The sequence below is a fragment of the Methylotenera oryzisoli genome (assembly GCF_004661485.1).
GTDB lineage: Bacteria > Pseudomonadota > Gammaproteobacteria > Burkholderiales > Methylophilaceae > Methylotenera > Methylotenera oryzisoli.
In genome coordinates, this window is record NZ_PQVH01000008.1 from 472,211 (window position 1) to 490,611 (window position 18,401).

The 18,401-nt window shown below is 45.2% G+C and carries 19 protein-coding genes; 8 read left to right on the forward strand and 11 right to left on the reverse strand.

The window, feature by feature from the left end:
- Positions 1 to 27: 27 nt before the first annotated feature.
- The 11 genes from bamB to ndk form a co-directional block, all read right to left on the reverse strand.
- Entirely contained in the window at positions 28 to 1,206 is a 1,179-nt protein-coding gene (gene bamB, locus C3Y98_RS06915; protein ID WP_135277535.1) for an outer membrane protein assembly factor BamB, read from the reverse strand.
- A gap of 6 nt (positions 1,207 to 1,212) precedes the next feature.
- Complete coding sequence (locus tag C3Y98_RS06920; protein ID WP_135277537.1) at positions 1,213 to 1,836, reverse strand: tetratricopeptide repeat protein; 624 nt, start codon at positions 1,834 to 1,836, stop codon at positions 1,213 to 1,215.
- A gap of 46 nt (positions 1,837 to 1,882) precedes the next feature.
- Entirely contained in the window at positions 1,883 to 2,686 is an 804-nt protein-coding gene (locus C3Y98_RS06925) for an ATP-binding cassette domain-containing protein (protein ID WP_135277539.1), read from the reverse strand.
- On the reverse strand, positions 2,683 to 3,573 hold the full coding sequence (locus tag C3Y98_RS06930; RefSeq protein WP_135277541.1) for an ATP-binding cassette domain-containing protein: 891 nt from the start codon (positions 3,571 to 3,573) through the stop codon (positions 2,683 to 2,685). The genes C3Y98_RS06925 and C3Y98_RS06930 overlap by 4 nt, the downstream gene beginning before the upstream one ends.
- A gap of 3 nt (positions 3,574 to 3,576) precedes the next feature.
- Positions 3,577 to 4,329, reverse strand: a complete 753-nt coding sequence (locus C3Y98_RS06935) for an SIMPL domain-containing protein (protein WP_135277543.1) — start codon at positions 4,327 to 4,329, stop codon at positions 3,577 to 3,579.
- Positions 4,330 to 4,398: 69 nt separating this feature from the next.
- Positions 4,399 to 5,664: a histidine--tRNA ligase gene (hisS, locus tag C3Y98_RS06940; RefSeq protein WP_135277545.1), complete on the reverse strand. Its 1,266-nt coding sequence runs from the start codon at positions 5,662 to 5,664 to the stop codon at positions 4,399 to 4,401.
- 18 nt (positions 5,665 to 5,682) lie between these two features.
- A complete protein-coding gene (gene ispG, locus C3Y98_RS06945) occupies positions 5,683 to 6,975 on the reverse strand; it encodes a flavodoxin-dependent (E)-4-hydroxy-3-methylbut-2-enyl-diphosphate synthase (RefSeq protein ID WP_135277547.1) in 1,293 nt (430 codons plus the stop codon).
- Between the two features lie 15 nt (positions 6,976 to 6,990).
- Entirely contained in the window at positions 6,991 to 7,977 is a 987-nt protein-coding gene (locus C3Y98_RS06950; protein ID WP_135277549.1) for a helix-turn-helix domain-containing protein, read from the reverse strand.
- A gap of 2 nt (positions 7,978 to 7,979) precedes the next feature.
- Positions 7,980 to 8,777 (reverse strand): type IV pilus biogenesis/stability protein PilW, encoded by a 798-nt coding sequence (pilW, locus tag C3Y98_RS06955; RefSeq protein WP_135277551.1) that lies wholly within the window; start codon positions 8,775 to 8,777, stop codon positions 7,980 to 7,982.
- Between the two features lie 16 nt (positions 8,778 to 8,793).
- Positions 8,794 to 9,897, reverse strand: coding sequence for a dual-specificity RNA methyltransferase RlmN (gene rlmN / locus C3Y98_RS06960; RefSeq protein WP_135277553.1), 1,104 nt, complete (start codon positions 9,895 to 9,897; stop codon positions 8,794 to 8,796).
- 76 nt (positions 9,898 to 9,973) lie between these two features.
- Positions 9,974 to 10,381: a nucleoside-diphosphate kinase gene (gene ndk / locus C3Y98_RS06965; protein WP_135277555.1), complete on the reverse strand. Its 408-nt coding sequence runs from the start codon at positions 10,379 to 10,381 to the stop codon at positions 9,974 to 9,976.
- A 139-nt stretch (positions 10,382 to 10,520) separates the two neighbouring features.
- On the opposite strand from ndk, the gene C3Y98_RS06970 reads away from it, so the two are divergent.
- The 8 genes from C3Y98_RS06970 to C3Y98_RS07005 all read left to right on the forward strand — a co-directional run bounded on the left by C3Y98_RS06970 (position 10,521) and on the right by C3Y98_RS07005 (position 18,398).
- Positions 10,521 to 11,792: a formylmethanofuran dehydrogenase gene (locus tag C3Y98_RS06970; protein WP_135277557.1), complete on the forward strand. Its 1,272-nt coding sequence runs from the start codon at positions 10,521 to 10,523 to the stop codon at positions 11,790 to 11,792.
- Positions 11,789 to 13,465: a formylmethanofuran dehydrogenase subunit A gene (locus C3Y98_RS06975; protein WP_135277559.1), complete on the forward strand. Its 1,677-nt coding sequence runs from the start codon at positions 11,789 to 11,791 to the stop codon at positions 13,463 to 13,465. Before C3Y98_RS06970 ends, C3Y98_RS06975 begins: the two co-directional genes overlap by 4 nt.
- Positions 13,466 to 13,491: 26 nt before the next feature.
- Positions 13,492 to 14,151 (forward strand): pyridoxamine 5'-phosphate oxidase family protein, encoded by a 660-nt coding sequence (locus tag C3Y98_RS06980; RefSeq protein ID WP_135277560.1) that lies wholly within the window; start codon positions 13,492 to 13,494, stop codon positions 14,149 to 14,151.
- Between the two features lie 6 nt (positions 14,152 to 14,157).
- Complete coding sequence (gene fhcD, locus C3Y98_RS06985) at positions 14,158 to 15,066, forward strand: formylmethanofuran--tetrahydromethanopterin N-formyltransferase (protein ID WP_135277775.1); 909 nt, start codon at positions 14,158 to 14,160, stop codon at positions 15,064 to 15,066.
- Positions 15,063 to 15,872, forward strand: a complete 810-nt coding sequence (locus C3Y98_RS06990) for a formylmethanofuran dehydrogenase subunit C (protein WP_135277562.1) — start codon at positions 15,063 to 15,065, stop codon at positions 15,870 to 15,872. Before fhcD ends, C3Y98_RS06990 begins: the two co-directional genes overlap by 4 nt.
- A gap of 142 nt (positions 15,873 to 16,014) precedes the next feature.
- Entirely contained in the window at positions 16,015 to 16,944 is a 930-nt protein-coding gene (trhO, locus tag C3Y98_RS06995) for an oxygen-dependent tRNA uridine(34) hydroxylase TrhO (protein ID WP_135277564.1), read from the forward strand.
- Positions 16,945 to 17,619 carry a hypothetical protein gene (locus tag C3Y98_RS07000; RefSeq protein WP_135277566.1) on the forward strand — a complete coding sequence of 225 codons (675 nt, stop codon included), beginning with the start codon at positions 16,945 to 16,947 and terminating at the stop codon, positions 17,617 to 17,619.
- Positions 17,620 to 17,642: 23 nt separating this feature from the next.
- The gene (locus C3Y98_RS07005) at positions 17,643 to 18,398 is read left to right on the forward strand and encodes an endonuclease/exonuclease/phosphatase family protein (protein ID WP_135277568.1); all 756 of its coding nucleotides are present in this window, start codon (positions 17,643 to 17,645) and stop codon (positions 18,396 to 18,398) included.
- Positions 18,399 to 18,401 lie beyond the last annotated feature (3 nt).

The window sequence follows — 18,401 nt, forward strand, 5'->3', positions numbered from 1 at the left end:
ATAAGCGATTAAAGCAAACCAAACATTTTATTTAATTTGAATCGCATACAAACTGCCACCTCGTGACTGTGCCAGTAATGTGTCACTGTTAATCATGGCCATTTGCGGTAAGATTGCTGAGTTATCTGTTTTTACTCTGGCTGAGAACGCACCATCTTCACGCTTCAGAAAATGTACATAGCCTTCTACATCACCAACAGCAACTCTGTCACCCATGGGTAAAGGCGCAGTAGGCTGCCTATTTTTAAGGGCTGCCTGACGCCAAAAGGTTTTACCCGTCGTGTAATCAAGTGCATAGATGGAACCGATTGCATGCGATACATAAATACGGGCATCTTCGTGGCTTAACCCAGTTAGGCTTGAAATATCACGGTTCCAGACAACACGTCCAGATGCACGGTCAACCGCTGCAATACGACCCTGATAAGCCACCGCATACACTAAAGGACCATCCACCATAGGTAGGCTTGTAATATCCGCAATACGCTCAATCTCGGTAACGCCTTTAGGCTGAGCCACAGAAGCTTCCCATAGCAGCTTGCCGTTATCTGCGCGAATTGCCGCAAGTTTACCGCCGGCAAAACCGGCATATACCGCGCCTCCATCCACTACAACGCCTGCACTGCTGCGTACTGTGAGCGCAGGGCTAGTACGGTCATAAACCCATTTCCTACTGCCGTCATCAGCATTAATACCATAAATGCGGCTATCACCAGTGCGTACAACTACCATACCGTCGTAATACCTAGGAGCGCTTAGCACCTCGCTACTCAGTCTGGACATCCATTGCAGTTTGCCTGATAAATCATAGGCATAAACCACACCTTTTTGCGTGCCAACCAACACCAAACTACCGCCAACACCTACACCACCGGTAAGTTTTTCAGTTATTTTTGCATGCCAAAGCTGTTTACCATTCGTTGCATCTAACTTAACGAGATCACCGTCAGAACTAGCAGCATAAGCAAAACCAGCTTCTACCACTGGCGCTAGGTCATAGTTACCGGATATACCAAGTTTAGCTTGCCACACAATTTTAGCGGTTGCATTCGCCTCAAACTCAGTCAACGGCTCCATATCTACCACCTCACGACCGAAGACACGTTCTGACAGGTCAGTTTTCAGATCGGTAATAGAGGTACAGGCAGAAAGCAGCGTGAAGCCACATATAGCCAATAATGCAGTTGATTGTTTAATAAAACGCATTAAGTATTAGCCTAGTGAATCAATTTTTTGTTGCGTCAAATGACGATAGCGGCCTTGAGCATCTAGCTTGGTAAGTGCAAGTTCGTAAGCTGCTTTAGCCTCGTCACGTTTACCTAAGCCAAGTAATACGTCGCCTTTAAGATCAAGGAACAAACCATCAAAACCAGCATCGTGCTTTGCTTCCAACACTTTCAAAGCAGCGTCAAAATTATTTTCTTCAGCCAAAATGTTGGCTAACTGCAAACTCGCAATCGCACTCACAGAAGTTTCTTTAGCATTGCTAATCGCCCACTCTAATTGCGCTTTAGCGCTTTTAATCTGATTGGCTTCGTAATTTGCTTTAGCAGCCAATACTGCAGCACGTCCCGCATATGGTGTCGCGCTATATTTTTCCATTAACACAGCAGCTTTAGCTTGAAATGATTTTGTATCCTTAGTATCAACCACTTGTAATGCCTGATACTCAGTAGAAGCATTTACCGCCTGTTTGGTTTGATAGTATGTCCAGCCTTGGTACGCGGCATAAGCAACTAATAAGCCTATAACCAAATTACTGACCATTTTTCCATAGGTTTTCCACCACGCTTTTAACTCGTCTAACTGTTCTTGCTCTTCTAAATCGTATGCCATTCTTAGTCCTAATATATATTTAATTCAAAAACTTACGCTACACCTATCATCCATTTGCAACTTTTTTACCAGGAATCGCTGCCAGTAAACTCTGTGTGTAGGCATGTTGTGGCCGCTCATAAATATCAGCGACTTCTCCTAACTCAACAACTCGCCCTTGATGCATCACCACAATATCATCTGCAATATGACGCACAACTCGTAAATCATGGCTAATAAAGATGTAACTTAACGCCATTTCTTGCTGCAGTTCTTTAAGTAGCAACAGTATTTGTGCCTGTATCGAAACGTCCAATGCAGACACTGGTTCATCGCACACCACCACCTTAGGTTGTAGCACTAGCGCTCTGGCAATGCCAATGCGCTGTCTTTGCCCGCCAGAAAACTCATGCGGGTATTTTTGCATATCAGCCTCAGTTAAGCCAACACGCTTTAACATGGCAATCACTTTGCTTTTACGCTCAGCCGCGTCACCCAAGCCATGTATCAGCAAGCCTTCGCCTACCAAATCACCGATGCGCATACGCGGATTAAGCGAGGCAAACGGGTCTTGAAACACCATTTGCAAATCTTTACGCACGGACCTAAGCGCTTCTGCATTGAGCTTAGCTAAATCTTTTCCTGCAAAAATCACTTCGCCACTGTCAATCGACTGCAATTGTAACAGACATCTTGCCAAGGTGGATTTACCACTACCAGATTCGCCAACCACGGCAAGGGTTTTGCCTGCACGCAGTTTGATGCTGACGTCGTTCAATGCTTTTACCAAGGTTTTACCAAAACCAAATTTTCCACTGCGCTGTGTGTAAGTTTTGGTTAAATGATTAGCCTCTAAAATATATTCACTCATATTGCAGCACCAGTAGCTTGGGGGTTGCTATCTGGCAACCAGGCATAATCAATCGGTTTTAAATCTTTTTTACCTTCCGCGTCAGGCACACACGCCAGCAATGCCTTGGTATATGGATGCTGCGGGTTATTGAGTACCTGTTGCTTGGTGCCAGCCTCAACAATCTCACCTCTAAACATCACCACGACATTGTCCGCAATATCCGCAACCACACCAAAGTCATGCGTAATAAACAACATACCCATATTCATGCGGGTTTTCAGATCGTCCAGCAATTTTAAAATTTGCGCCTGCACGGTAACATCTAGTGCGGTAGTAGGCTCATCGGCAATCAGCAGGCGCGGTTCGCAAGCTATGCTCATCGCAATCATCACGCGCTGACGCTGTCCACCAGACAACTCATCAGGATAACTATCAGCACGGCTAGGCGAAATACCGACCATTTCAAGCAAGCTAGCCACTTTGTTCTTTAAGGCATGATTCTTTAGCCCTAGGTGTGTCGTCAAACTTTCGCCAATTTGGTAGCCAATCGTCAGCACCGGATTAAGTGAGGTCATCGGCTCCTGAAAAATCATGGCGATTTTTGCACCACGAATTTTTTGCAGGGCTTTTTCACTCAGCAAGCTAATGTCTTGCACCCCGGTTTCATGATCATTAAATAGAACTTTACCGGTATTAAGCTTTAACTGCTGTGATAGCAACCCCATGACCGATAATGCTGTCAGGCTTTTACCACTGCCGGACTCGCCAACCACACAAGTGGTTTTACCTGCTTCAATGGTAAAACTTACATCGTTAACCAATAGACGCGATGGCGTATTTTTGGGCGAAATAGTGACATGCTGTAACTGTAACAATGGCTGAACTGTATCTTTAGAGTTACTCATCTTTTACTCGATACTATAAACAATAGTCACCACAACGCGAGCTGTTTTATCGATGGTTGATTTATCGTAAACACCACCATAGCTGTCATCACCAGCATCGCCACCTACAGGCAGGATATAAAATGCACCTTGCGAAGCCGATTTCATCACGCCGACTTCTACACCATCCTGCTTTACAAACTCAGTGGCGCGGCTACGCGCATTTTTTGTAGCCGCAGCAATTAAAGACATTTTAATATTCTCTAAATCACTCACTAAGTAAGATGGCGCTCTGGCGACTACAGGGTGATTTTCTGCGCGTAATTGCAATAAAGCTTTATTGGCATTAGTCACTTTATTTAAATCTTTGGTCACGACACGAATTGTTTGGTAAGCATCAAAACCGCGCTGCACCTGTCGTGGCGTGTCTTTAATAAACTCCTCTTCGTAATGCGGATTTAAAGTTTCGACATCAACACTCCAGGTCTTCGCTTCAAACCCTTGCGCTAATAAAAACTCCTCTACCACTTTACGCTCCACCGCCAGCTTTTCTAAAGCTTCCGCTTGTGTAGGTTGGGTAACACTGACACTCAGCTCCCATTCAGCACTATCTGCTTTAATTGGCTTTTCTGCCAAGCCTTTCACTGTGATGGATTGCTGGCCAGACATCGCGCGCTTACCTTGTACGCCTAGTATAAATGCAGCAGCAGACATGCCGATTGCCAAAAAGATACCCAATGCAACCATAGCTTTAAATAGATTATTCTGCTCGTTCATTGCAAATACCTTTTAATAAGTACTTCAAGTGTTCAGTCTAATTGCCAATTAAATCAATTACCAGATAACTCAATGACTAGTTAAATAGGCAACTGCGGCTTCAACGCTCAGTTTTTGCTGTTCACCCTTTACTGTTGCCAGCATTGGCTTCAATGCCACTTCGTTATTCGCCACCTCATCATCACCCAATATCAACGCATATTTGGCACGACTTCTATCCGCTTTTTTCATTTGTGACTTAAAGCTACCACCGCCAGCGTGCAACACCACTTGAATATTCGCATTGCGTAAACGCTCAGCGATACTAAAAGCAGCATTCTCTGCTTGCTCACCTACATTCACCAGATACACATCCGGCGCATCGTCCGCTTCAACCTCATACTCCTGCATGAGTAAGAACACACGCTCTAGACCAATGCCAAAGCCACATGCCGGCGTTGCATCTCCACCTAGGCGCTCAACCAAACTATCATAGCGCCCACCGCCGGCAATAGTACCCTGTGCGCCTAGCTTTGTCGTCACCCACTCAAATACGGTGCGGTTGTAGTAATCTAAGCCGCGCACCAAACGCGGATTAATCGTGTAAGCCACGCCAGCATCATTCAATCTTTTACACAGACCCTCAAAATGCGCGCGAGTTTCAGCGCCTAAGCAGTCAAGCAACTTTGGGGCAGCCTCACACATGGCTTGCATACGCGGATTTTTAGTATCCAGGATACGCAGTGGATTGGTATGCAAACGTCGCTTAGCATCTTCATCCAGCAACTCTGCATGCTGCTCAAAGTATGCAATCAGCACATTACGGTATTCGGCACGCTCATGCGCGTCACCAATGCTGTTAATTTGCAGTTCAACATCCTGAATGCCAAGCTCACGCCATAGCCTCGCCAGCAACACAATTTGTTCGGCATCAACCTCTGGGGTATCAAAGCCAAAAGCTTCTACGCCAATTTGGTGGAACTGACGCTGACGGCCTTTTTGTACGTTTTCATGCCTAAACATCGCACCGCTATACCACAAACGCACTGGGCCATTATAGGTAAGATTATTTTCAACCACAGCACGCACACAACCGGCGGTGCCTTCAGGGCGCAAGGTCAGCTTGTCGCCGTTAAGCGCGTCTTCCCATGCGTACATTTCTTTTTCTACGATATCGGTATGCTCGCCTACGCTACGCACAAACAAATCGGTAGATTCAACCAGCGGCATGCGGATATTTTTATAGCCATACTGTGCAAGTACGCGGCGTGCGGTGTCTTCTAGCTTGAACCATAAAGGCGTAGCCTCTGGCAGAATGTCGTAAAAACCTTTGATGCTTTGAAATTTGTTACTCATGAACTTTTGAATTGCCTATTATGAATTGACTGCTTGTATTGGAATTATTTTTTGTGCAGATGCAGGACGTAAATTACCGCCTTCGGCATAGTTTTTTTGCACATACGCTTCAACAATTGCCTGAAACTCCTCGGCAATATGATCACCTTTCAATGTGACGGTTTTTTCACCATCGACGAACACCGGCGCCACTGGTACTTCACCCGTACCAGGCAAGCTAATACCAACATTGGCTAATTTAGACTCGCCGGGGCCATTCACTACACAGCCCATCACTGCCACGCTCATATTCTCAACACCTGCATACGCATCGCGCCAAATCGGCATTTGATTACGCAAGTAAGTTTGAATTTGCATAGCAAGCTCTTGGAAATAAGTTGAAGTAGTACGGCCACAGCCTGGGCAAGCAGTCACCAATGGGGTAAACGAACGAATTCCCATGGTTTGCAGAATCTCTTGCGCTACGACCACCTCTTTAGTGCGTGATTCATTCGGCTCTGGTGTGAGTGAAACTCGAATCGTGTTGCCGATGCCTTGCTGCAACAATAAGGCCAAAGCAGCGGTTGACGCAACAATCCCTTTAGAGCCCATGCCAGCTTCAGTTAGACCTAAATGCAGGGGATAATCACTACGACTTGCTAGCTCTGTATAGACTTTCACCAAGTCTTGCACATCACTCACTTTGCATGAAATGATGATTTGATTTGGCGATAAACCCAACGCTACCGCCTGCTCCGCACTCTCAAGCGCAGACTGTATCAAAGCCTCACGCATCAATGCATCAGCAGTCAATGGCTCGGCCAGCTTCGCATTATCGTCCATCATCTGCGCCATTTTGGCTTGATCTAGGCTACCCCAATTCACACCAATACGCACAGCCTTTTTGTACTGTATTGCAGCTTCAATCATCGCTGCAAACTGCTCATCACGCTTCGAACCCTTACCTACATTACCTGGGTTAATTCGATATTTTGATAGCGACTCAGCACAATCAGGATATTGGGCCAGTAATTTATGACCGTTGTAATGAAAATCACCAACCAATGGCACATTACAACCCAGCTTATCTAAACCACGACGGATATTGCCGACTTGCGCAGCAGCTTCGGGCGAGTTCACCGTAATACGTACTACCTCAGAACCAGCCTGCCATAACTCATAAACCTGCTTGATGGTTGCTTCAGCGTCCGCAGTATCTGTATTGGTCATACTTTGCACTACCACTGGAGCTGGTAAAGTATCTAATAAGCCACCGCCTACCGGCACGTGCCCGACCATCACTTGCAAAGTATTACGGGCTTTATTTTGCATAAACAAACTCAACGATTACTCCAAACTGATACGTGCAACATTGCTTCGAGTATAGCCAGCTAAATCCACAGCTTGCCCAGAAACATTGACTGTAGCTGCCTTGGCATTACCAATCACCACGCTAAACGGCGATTGGAAACTAAGTGACTGCGTATCGCCAGCATTCAAAGTCGCTTCGTAAAGTATTTGCCCGGCTTTATCACTCACACGCACCCAGGTTTTATCTGTCACCGATATGCTTACTTTTTTCAAAGCCGCAGCTGCGGCTTGCGGATCCGGTTTAACCTGAGGCTCAGGCTTGATTGGTGCCAGCGGCGCTACCGCAGGAACGGCCTGCACAGGCGCACTGACTGGTGCGCTAGACTGCGGTTGTGTATTACTTACAGGGGCAACTCCTGCATCTTGGTTTGAAACTGCGTCCTCTGCAAACTGACGTTCTGCAGCTGGTAAAGCAGGCTCAGGTAAAGTCGTTTCGGACAACACCACCTCGGAGGACTCCTGCGTATCGGCAGGCGCCTCTGCCACAGGCGCTGTAGTCTGTTGCACCGCATCATCAGCTACTGGCGACTGCTTAGGCAAATACTCAATATATACAAACCATGCAAGTAAAAAGAATAAAACCAGAATGCTACCTAAAATATAGGTAAGCCATGGTCGATTATCTTTAGTTAACTGCACAGGCTGCATCGAAGGGTTAACAGCAAGCAGATTAGGTGACTGGGCTGGTGACAACTGGCGATAAATATCCAACAATGGTGCAGCATCTATCTCTAATAAACGAGCATAGTTCCGGATAAAACCACGAGTAATCATTGCGTCTGGCAATAAATCAAAAGCATCACGTTCCAGTGCATCCACTTGCTTAACACTGTAACGCAAGTGGTCTGACACATTTTGCTGTGATAATTTCTTTGCCTCTCTCGCTGCCTGTAACAATGCGCCGACTGACGCAGTCACAGAAACTTCTTCGACTTTCTCTTCAACCTGTTGTGTATCTGTCATTGTTAATTTCCACTCTGTAACAACTTAGCTTGTTCTGAATCAGGATATTGGCGTCTTAACTCAAGTGCATAACTTGACTCATCATCTCGGTTACCTAACAAACGCGCAATCCTTACCGACAACCACAACAACTCAGGGCCTGGTCGACTTAACATCGCATTTTGCAGGGTATTTTTGGCAACAGCCACGTCATTTCGGTTAAATTGAATGAGCGCAAGCTGATAAGCGGCAGAATGAAAAAGTGGCTCTAACTGCAATGCTCTCTGAAAATAAACTTCTGCATTACGTGTATCTTGCTTGCGCAGTGAGCAGACACCAGCATTGGTATAAGCAATCGCCGGCGTGGCATATAGCGGGTTTTTTACCGCAGCCATGAACTCTTTGATTGACTCATCAGCCCGGCCACGCGAGCACAAAAAGTTACCAAAATTATTATGTGCCTCTGAATTATTAGGCTCAATTTGGATGGCCTGCTTGAAGTTCATTTCAGCCAAAGCATCCTGTGAAAGCGCAGCATGCACCATGCCCAAACCGTTGTATGCCATCGCAAAGCTAGAGTCAATTTTAGTGGCTATCGTGAACTCATCCAAGGCGACTTCCAGGTTTCGCTGTTGCAAGTAAACAGATCCTAAATCTGAGTGCGCACGCGCACGCGCTTTTAAAGCACTGGCATCATAGGCTTGCTGCTGCTGAGTAGCACAAGCAGCAACAACTAAAGTGAGGGTGGCGGCAAAACCCAACTGACGTGCAGAAGACTTAACTGACTCAAGCTGCTGAGTAAGTAACTGGATCAAATTCATTTAACATTCACCTCGTTTAATCAACGGATTCTATAGGAATATGTCTAGAAGTACGTTTCGTTTTATCTAGTACTTTACCTGCTAATTGACCGCAAGCCGCATCAATATCATCACCGCGTGTCTTACGCACAGTCACAACATAACCAGCCTGCATCAAAATATCACGGAAAACACGTACATGATTTGGTTTAGACGTATCATAACCGCTATTAGGGAATGGGTTAAATGGGATTAAATTAAATTTACAAGAAACGTTCTTCACTAACGCCAGAAGCTGGTGTGCGTGCTCAACGGTATCATTCACGCCATCCAACATCACGTATTCAAACGTAACAAAGTCACGTGGCGCTTTTTCCAGGTAGCGATTACACGCTGCCATTAATTCTTTCAGTGGGTATTTTTTATTAATCGGCACGATTACATCGCGCAGGGCATCGTTCGGCGCGTGCAAAGACACCGCCAATGCAACCGGACAATCTTCTTTCAACCTATCCATTGCTGGCACCATGCCGCTGGTAGACAAAGTCACACGGCGGCGACTTAAACCATAAGCCGAGTCGTCCAGCATAATTTGCATGGCTGTAACGACATTATCATAATTAGCCAAAGGCTCACCCATCCCCATCATGACCACATTACTAATAATGCGATCTCCGGCAGGCAGCATGTCGTAACCTGGCTCTTGTCGTAATGTTTGATTTGCGATGGCAAGCTGGCCTATGATTTCCGCAACGCTTAAGTTGCGGTTAAAACCTTGACGCCCAGTAGAGCAGAAAGTGCACTCCAGCGCACAGCCCACTTGGCTAGAAATACATAAAGTACCGCGATCATCCTCAGGGATAAATACGGTTTCAATGCTATTTGCAGTATCGGTACCGATCAACCACTTACGTGTACCGTCGTTAGACACTTGAGCTAACTGCACTGTCGGCAAAGTAATTTCTGCATCGACAGCGAGTTTTTCGCGCAAGTTTTTGGCAATATCAGTCATCTGCTCAAAATCATGCACACCAAAGTGATGCATCCAGCGCATTAACTGTTTGGCACGAAAAGGTTTCTCACCTCTATCAGCAAACCATTGAGCGAGCTGTTTTTGATTGTAATTGAGCAGATTGACCAAAATTGTTTACACCTTATATTAACGATTAACTATTCTTTAGGTTGCAAGGCAACCCTATGCAACCTGAATAATTAAATTACTTACCGAAGAAGTAAGCGATTTCGATTGCTGCGTTTTCAGCAGAATCAGAACCGTGCACTGCGTTTGCATCAATGCTTTCAGCAAAGTCAGCACGGATAGTACCAGCAGCAGCTTCTTTAGGGTTAGTAGCACCCATCAAGTCACGGTTAACTTGCACTGCGTTTTCGCCTTCTAACGCTTGAATCATTACTGGACCTGAAATCATGAATTTTACAAGGTCAGCAAAGAATGGACGCTCTTTATGTACAGCGTAGAAACCTTCAGCATCAGCTTGTGTTAATTGTGCCATTTTAGCTTCAACAATTTTCAAACCAGCGTTTTCAAAACGTGTGTAAATTTTACCGATTACATTTTTTGCAACTGCATCTGGTTTGATGATAGAAAGCGTGCGTTGAACTGCCATAATTACTCCATTAAATTAACTTATTGAAAAGACCGTTAAAATACCATTTTTAGCACTTAAAATAAACCAACATTTTATGTTATGGTGTTAATTAAATGAGTTTTAGAATCAGTCTCGATGTGTCAAAATTGGCGTTATTATGAAAAACAATTTAAATCCAACCCTCCCCGCCTCCATTACCTGCCCTGCCTGTGGCATGCTTTGTGATGATTTGGTGCTAACAAGTACTACTCCCTTATCCATTCAAAATGCATGTGCTAAAAGCATTACTTTTTTTGAGCAATCGTTTCATTCAAACAGCTCAAACACGGCGCCTAGCGTATCAGGTAAAACGACGGACCTAGAAACTGCCGTTAAAGCTGCTGCTGCCATTCTGGCGCAAAGTAAGGCACCACTGATTGCAGGTCTAGGCACTGAAGTACAAGGAATGCGCTCTATTATGCGCCTAGCCGCAGCTAGTAATGCAATGTTAGACCACATGCACAGCGAATCGTCCGTGCGTAACACACTCACTATGCAAAATGGCGGCTGGCTCACCACCACCCTGTCTGAAGTTAAAAACCGTGCTGACCTAATTTTAGCCATCGGCACAGATATTGGCACTAGCCACCCCCGCTTCTTCGAAAAGCTGGTTTGGGACTCTGCCAGCCTGTTTAACAAACCAAGCCCAGAGGTAGTCTACTTGGGCGTTTCTGCAGATAAAGCCAAATCAGCCACTTCACCAGAAGGCAAGCTAGCCAGCGCAGTAGGCGATGATCCAGCTCAAATACCTGAAATTGTGAACGCACTTAACGCCTTGTTAATCAATAAGAAAATCAATGCAGAAACCGTGGGCGGCGTTGCGGTAGCAACATTACAAGCCTTAGTAGAAAAATTAAAAGCAGCCAAATATGCTGTCATTGTATGGTCTGCCAGCAGCTTTAAATTCAGCCACGCAGAACTTACTATCCAAAGCATCGTACAACTGGTGAATCAACTGAATGAAACCACACGTGCTGCCGGCTTGCCGCTCAATTCAGGAGACGGCGACTCTTCAGTCAACAACACCAGCACATGGTTAAGTGGCTATCCAACCAGAAACCGCTTTGTAAATGGTAAACCTGAATATGATAACTATCACTTCAGCACACAAAAACAATTGCAAAATAGCGATGCCTTGCTCTGGGTAAGCACATTCAACCCAACCAGTGCACCGCAAACCGCACTACCTACCATTGTGATTGGACGCCCAGACATCAAACTAGATCGCACACCAGATGTATTTATTCCGGTCGGCATCCCGGGTGTTGACCATGCAGGCTCAATGTTCCGCATGGACAGTTCTATCACGCTACCACTAAAAAAACTACGCAATAACGAATTACCCAACTTGAGCGAGGTAATAAATAGAATTGAGGCAGAATTAGCATGATCACTTTACTCAAGAACGGCAAACTGTACGACCCTGCGCACAATAAAAATGGCGTAGTAGAAGATATTTACATTCATCAAGGCCGTATCGTACCGAAACCGCTAGATAACGCAAAAATCAGCCAAACCTATGATTTAAGCGGCAAAGTAGTGATGGCCGGCGCCATTGATATGCACAGCCACATCGGTGGCGGCAAAGTCAATATCGCACGCATGATGTTGCCAGAATACCAACAAAAACAGATGCAGGAAATTAAAAACCTGAGTGAGCCTGAAGCACATATCTGTACGCCATATTGTAGCCACCATGCCACACCAACGGCCACTGACACCGGCTTTAGATACATTGAAATGGGCTATACCGCTGCGTTTGAGCCTGCCATTTCACCTATCAACGCGCGTCAAGCCCACTTAGAAATGGGTGACACCCCGATGATTGATAAGGGTGGCTATGCAATGCTAGGTAATGACGATTACTTTTTGCGCATGCTAACCGCAAAAAAAGATCAAAAAGCCATTAACGACTACGTTGCATGGATTCTGCATGCCACGCAAACCATCGGTATTAAAGTCGTGAATCCGGGTGGCATTAGCGCATTTAAATTCAATCAACGCCGACTGAATTTAGACGAAAACCATCAGCATTATCAAGTAAGCCCGCGTGAAGTACTGCAAAGCCTAAGCCGTGCCGTGCACGAACTTGGCATTGCTAAACCACTGCATGTGCACTGTAACAATTTGGGTGCAGCCGGTAACTTTGAAACCACGCTCAATACCATGACTGCAAGCAATGGCCTGCCTATGCACTTAACGCATATTCAGTTCCACAGCTATGGTACAGAAGGTGATAAGAAGTTCTCATCAGCAGCCGCGCAAATTGCAGAAGCCATTAATAAAAACAAAAACATCACCGCCGATGTAGGCCAAATTTTATTTAATCAAACCGTCACGGCATCTGGTGACTCAATGATGCAACACTTGAATGCTAAGCATGCAAATCCTAAAAAATCAGTGATTATGGATATTGAATGCGATGCCGGCTGCGGTGTATTGCCGTTTAAGTACCGTGATCAAAACTATGTGAACGCATTGCAATGGGCCATCGGCTTAGAGATTTTTCTATCAGTGGAAGACCCATGGCGTATTTTCTTAACCACAGACCATCCAAATGGCGCACCGTTTACCAGCTACCCGCATTTGATTCGCTTATTGATGGATAAATCTTTCAGAAATGAAGCATTTGCCAAGCTCAATCTGGATGCGCAATCCATGAGCAACCTCACCAGCTTAGACCGCGAATACAGCCTGTATGACATTGCCATCATGACGCGTGCCGGCGCAAGCAAACTGATTGGTATGAACGACCGTGGACATTTGGGTGTAGGCGCTAACGCAGACATCACCGTGTATACCGACCAAGAAAACCGCGAGGCCATGTTTGCCAAGCCTGATTATGTATTTAAAAACGGGGAATTAGTGGTTAAAGACGGCGCCGTGGTTAAAGTGGTCTGGGGTGCTACTCATACTGCCAAACCTGCTTTTGATATTGGTGTAGAAAAAGAGCTGAAAGAATACTTTGATCGCTACCAAACCATAGGTTTAGATAACTTCAAGATTAGCGATGCCGAGATCTTTGATGACGGCAGAGGCAGTGTTGTCGTCAATAAAAACTAACAGTCTCTCGACTGAAAGGAAACGATATGAGTAGATTATATGGCGAACAACACCGTCAACTACAGGATGAGTTTGCCACACGTAAAATGGCAGACCGCGTTGAAGAGTTAGCTTGCAAAACAGAGTTTGATGATGAATCAAAAGGATTTATCGAATACATGGATATGTTTTTTCTATCCACAGTAGATCATCAAGGCCGCCCTACCGTGTCGTACAAAGGCGGCGACGCTGGCTTTGTCAAAGTAATTGATAGCAAAACCTTAGCCTTTCCTAGCTACGATGGTAATGGCATGTTCTTTTCTATGGGCAACATCACCACACAGCCGCAAGTTGGCTTGCTGTTTATCTCTTTTGAAACGCCGCATCGTATCCGTGTGCAAGGCACTGCTACCATCTCACGTGATGACCCACTGATGAGCGAATACAAAGAAGCTGACTTTATTGTTAGGGTGACCTTATCCGAGCTATGGCAAAATTGTCCGCGCTACATTCACCAGCGCACCAAGGTACGTGATTCACGTTATGTACCGCGTGAACATTGCGAGACCCCGCTTGCCGAGTGGAAGCGTCTGGATTTAGTGCAAGATGTGCTGCCGGAAACAGACCTCAATAAAGTAAAAGAACTAGGTACCATTCAAATTGAAGAATGGATTGATAAAATTAAAACTGCTGACCCAACGGCCTAAATGATGATGTTGCTAAATAATATACAAATTGACGATACCTTTGCCGAAGCATTTAATATGCGCGGCACTCGCGTGATTATTACCGCGCAAAACCTAAAATGGGCATACCATGCCGCAAACGCGATGACGGGCTTTGCAACCTCAGTCATTGGCTGTGGCGTTGAAGCTGGTATTGAACGCGAATTATCAACAGAAGAAACACCAGACGGCAGGCCTGGCGTCAGTATCTTAATGTTTGCCATGGGCAGCAAAGTGCTGATGCAACAATTAGAAACCCGCATGGGGCAATGTATCCTGACCTGTCCAACTGCTGCGGCTTTTTCCGGCATTGATGGCGAAGATAAAATCAGCCTAGGTAAACACCTGCGCTACTTTGGCGACGGTTTCCAAACCTCTAAACTGATTGATGGCAAACGCTACTGGCGTATTCCGGTGATGGACGGCGAGTTTATTACCGAAGAAACAACGGGTATGGTACGTGCAATCGGCGGCGGTAACTTTCTGATTTTAGCGACATCACAGCCTGCAGCTTTAGCCGCAGCTGAGGTTGCCATTGAAGCCATGAAAAAAGTGCCTAACGTGATTATGCCGTTTCCAGGTGGCGTAGTGCGCTCTGGCTCTAAGGTTGGCAGTAAGTATAAAACTATGTTTGCCTCCACCAATGACGCATTCTGCCCTACACTTAAAGGTGCTACCAATACTGAGCTTTCACCTGAGATTGAAAGCGTGATGGAAATTGTGATCGATGGCTTAACCTTCGAAGACATCGCACTTTCAATGAAAGTGGGTATCGAAGCTATTTGCAACCTAGGTGCTGATAGTGGCGTTAAGCGCATTTCGGCGGGTAACTATGGCGGCAAACTTGGCCCTCATCTTTTCAAACTACATGATATTTTAAACGGCAGCAACTCATGAACGCGCTTACATTCACACTAAAGAATACACTCCAATTCTCGGTAAATTGCGGTGCATTAACTCCAGATAATTTAGCCAACAAATCTGCTGCCGATATTGCCAAGATTAAAGTCACTTACGGTAACAGTACAGTTTTGGCTGGCGATTTATTTGAAATTAGCGGCAATGATGCTGCACACATTGTGTTTAAAAATGCATCGGACAAGATGGACTATATTGGCGCACATATGTCTACTGGCAAAATCACCGTTGAAGGTAACGCTGGTGCCTATTTAGGCTTTACCATGAAGAATGGTGAAATCCACTGCTTAGGTAACGCGGCAAGCTATGCCGCATGCAATATGGTAAACGGCTTATTAAAAATTGATGCAAACGTAGGTGATTTTTTAGGCGCAGGCTCAGAAGGCTTACGCAAAGGCATGCGCGGCGGCACTGTCATTATCAAAGGCAATGCCGGCGACCGTGTTGGCGACCAGATGCGTAGAGGCTTGATTTTGATTGAAGGTAATGTTGGCGACTATTGCGGTAGCCGTATGATTGCAGGCACGATTGGCGTATTGGGCAGTGTTGGTGTCTACACCGCATTTAATATGCACCGTGGTACGTTATTGCTGAAAAATGTACCAACCCTGCATGCAACCGTGCAATATTGTGGCACGCACACCTTGCCATACCTGAGCTTATTATTTAAATCGTTTAAAAAATACAATACACAATTTAGCCAATTGAGCTCACAGCGCGTACAGCGCTTTGTAGGTGATGCTGCGTATAAAGGCAATGGTGAAGTGCTGATTCTCAATGCTTAAACACTAAGTCTAAGCGCATTGGTCCTATGGTAATGACATAGGACTAGAACTTCATATACAGCGAATGGTCAGCTTTTTGAGATAAGCATCGATTTATAAAATCATCTGTTAAAATAGCGTATTACATTAAGATTTTGCTGCTATGCCTAAGTACCTGACTGCCGCCCTTTATAAGTTTGTTAGCTTGCCTGAATACAAGGCACTGCAAGTGCCTATTATGGATGCGTGTAAGACACATCAGATTAAAGGTACTTTACTGCTCGCAGAAGAAGGCATCAATGGCACTATTGCGGGCCTGCCGGACGACATTCAACAGGTGCTTAACTATTTACGCACCGACCCGCTATTTTCCGGGAAATTTGCTGATTTAGAACACAAAGAATCTTTTGCAGATGAACATCCGTTTTATCGGATGAAAGTAAAACTCAAAAAAGAAATCGTGACTCTTGGCGTGCCTGGAGTCAGCCCTACTAAAAAAGTAGGTACTTATGTGAAACCAGAAGACTGGAATGCGCTGATTTCAGACCCCGATGTCGTGCTTATTGATACGCGTAATGACTACGAAGTAGACATTGGTACATTCAAAGGTGCAATCGACCCAAGAACAACCACCTTCCGTGAGTTTCCGGAGTATGTGGCAAAACACTTTGATAAAACCAAACATAAAAAAGTGGCCATGTTTTGCACAGGCGGTATCCGCTGCGAAAAAGCATCGTCTTACATGCTGGACCAAGGGTTTGATGAGGTATTTCACTTACAAGGTGGCATTTTAAAATACCTGGAAACCGTACCCGAAGAGCAAAGCATGTGGGAAGGCGAATGCTTTGTATTTGACCAGCGCGTTGCGGTTAAACACAATTTAGAAGTTGGGGAGTTTGATCAGTGCTATGCATGCAGACACCCGCTATCACCCGCAGAAATGCAAAGCGAACAATACGTTGCCGGTATCTCCTGCCCGCATTGTTACGATAAAGTCTCAGAAGAAAAACGCGCAAGATTGCTAGAGAGACAAAAACAAGTGACGCTAGCAAAACAGCGCGGAGAAACACATATTGGTGAAAAACAAAAATAAATGACCCACTCCCGCGAACAAGAAGCCATCAGCGCCTATTTCAAGTTGCTTGAAAAAAAAGGCGCTAAAAGTGGCATGCTTTACAAACGCTCGTTGTTTTTAGATCAATTTATACCGCTGTTACAAAACCAGGCTCTGGAGCGTACAAGCTACAGCAAGGCCATAGAAAAAATCATTAAAACCCTTCCAGCCGATATTTGGCATGACAGCCTGAATACAGCAAGAGAGTTTTATCCATTTTGGATGCAGGATATTAAGGCCATTGCAGCATTTAGCAGACAAGGCGGCTTTGATATCCAGCCATTAAAATGGCAGCCTGAACCGACTACACTTAAAGCGCTGACCGATCGTTTAAATACTGCAAAATTTAATGTTACCGAAACTAGGCTTTTAACTGCGTACACAAAAGCATTAAAAGATAAAGGCGCAAATCCACAGTTACTCGATAACCGTGTTAATCTGGCTAAAATACTGTTGCTACAATTAAAAGGCGCGCCTACTGATGACGCCAGAGTGTATCGAGTTGGCGTAGACATGACATTGCCTTTATTTAAAATTGATGAGAACAAACAGCTATTTTTGCTAGTGATACGCGAGTTTTATCAATACTGGATAGATAACCCTGATAAAAACCTAGGCTCAGATCAAGGCATTGAAGTAACCTTTATCGAATAAACACCTTATCAAGTGAAATTAACGTGCACAACACACTACGTATTGCCACTTTTAATATCCATAAAGGGTTAACGCACTTTAACACGCACTTATCACTACACCAGCAGCGTGATCTGCTCAGAAAACTGCATGCTGACGTAGTGTTTTTACAAGAGGTACGCGACGTTCATCACGAACACAGCAAACGCTTTGACACTTGGCCAATCGCAGGGCAAATGGAGTTTCTAGCCGATACGATATGGAAAGATTACGCCTACGGGAAGAATGCGGTCTATCCTGCCGGCCACCACGGCAACGCCTTGCTGTCTAAATTCCCTATCATCAAAACCACGAACATTGATATCTCTGCACATAGTAGCGAAGAGCGCGGTATGCTACATACCGAAATTAACATCCCCAATTGGGATGCGCCATTACATACCATATGCGTACATCTGGGGCTGTTTGCACGCTGGCGAAAACAACAGCTAATATTAATCCAAGACTATATTCAACGACACATTCCAGCCAATACACCACTCATTGTCGCTGGTGACTTTAACGACTGGGGCATGCGGTCTGGTAGGCATTTCTCACACCAAGTCGGTTTACAAGAAGTGTTTGCCCATCATACAGGCAAGCCTGCGCGTAGTTTTCCTTCATGGCTGCCAATTCTAAGGTTAGACCGTATTTACACCCGCGGATTTAAAATCCAGCATGTAGAGGTGCACTCAGGTGCACGCTTTTTAAAACTGTCCGATCACGCCATGTTATCTGCCACACTCACCAAGGGGCATTGAGGC